The organism is Nodularia chucula CCY0103 (assembly GCF_963923915.1).
GTDB lineage: Bacteria > Cyanobacteriota > Cyanobacteriia > Cyanobacteriales > Nostocaceae > Nodularia > Nodularia chucula.
Window position 1 is genome coordinate 1 of the sequence record NZ_CAWUOL010000192.1, and the last position, 1,248, is coordinate 1,248.

1 protein-coding gene is annotated in these 1,248 nt (G+C 41.9%); it reads right to left on the reverse strand.

The features are described 5' to 3' along the window. Nucleotides 1-488: 488 nt before the first annotated feature. Nucleotides 489-623, reverse strand: a complete 135-nt coding sequence (locus ACM0OP_RS24135) for a hypothetical protein (protein ID WP_414530939.1) — start codon at nt 621-623, stop codon at nt 489-491. Nucleotides 624-1,248 lie beyond the last annotated feature (625 nt).

The following is a 1,248-nucleotide window of genomic DNA, read 5'->3' on the forward strand; positions in this document are numbered from 1 at the left end:
TCCTTGCTTACATTCCTTGTTCTCTAGAGAACAAGGAATGTTAGCAAGGACTGTTACAACCCTCTTGTGCATAGATGCCGATGCTGTTGGTTATGTCTGCATATAATAGTCGTCTTGTACAGTCATGACCGCATCCTCAGTATTATGTCTGCATTGTTTAACCATCTTGTATAGGCATGATTGGCATCTTCAGCATTATGTCTGCGTAGCTTAACCATCTTGTACAGTCATACCCGCATCTTCCTAATTATGTCTGCATACACTAAACACCTTGTACAGTAATTATCTAAACACTTTGTGCCGTGATACCCTAAATACCTTGTACAGACATAGCGCCAACAAAGTTTTAGCTCGTAGCTAAAAGTAAACTTTTATATAAACTTTTCACCTAGTACCCGTTCCTAGTTTTCCCGCATCCCTGCACAACTCTCATCGGCTTGTATAGGCATGGCACTTTTAGACCGTAGCTAAAAAGTAAAACTTTTATATCAACTTTTCTTGAGTGCGATGGGCAAAGCCCCGCCGTAGGCGATCGCCAACAACGCGTTTTTAATTTTTCGCCATGCCATCGACAAAGTAATGTTTTTGATTTTCGCTTTGAGAGCGATCGCAACCGTCGCCACACTTCCCCAAAGATTACCCGGTCTTAGTCGCCTAACGCCGTCCTACACAACTTTAAAAAATCTTCTCGCCTAACAAACCGTTTAACGTCGCATTAGCACACCCTAAGTCGTTCGTAGCTGGATTTAAATACTTTAAACGATAGATAAGCGTAAGACGTTTAAGACGCTGTGAAGATGCCTTAGAACGCCGCTCGTGACCTTCTCGCCTGTTACCGCTCTAACACTGGATTTAGTCGCCTGACGCGGTTTAATACTTAGCTAATCTTTCGTATACTTTTTTACGTCCACCAAAACCTAATAGTATATATTACAAACTTTCTTGCCATTCTAAAAATTCAAAAATCCGGTGGACGTAAAAAACAATACTCAAAACCTTTAGCACTGTACTGATATAGTGTTTTACATTCCTTAACACTTTTTTGGACAAGTCGCTTTGTTCGGGAATCTCGAATTATGAAAAACGTTACTTTGGGTGTGGTCAGGGTTGGGAATGGGGGGACTGTGGGACTAATCAGAGGGTTTATTCCACATCTTCCCCACTGGGAACCAACACAGGTAAATCAATTACCTCAGTTAATTTCTTCCCTGGCTTGCGGTTGTCATACGGGTTCAGGTCATGCTTGGC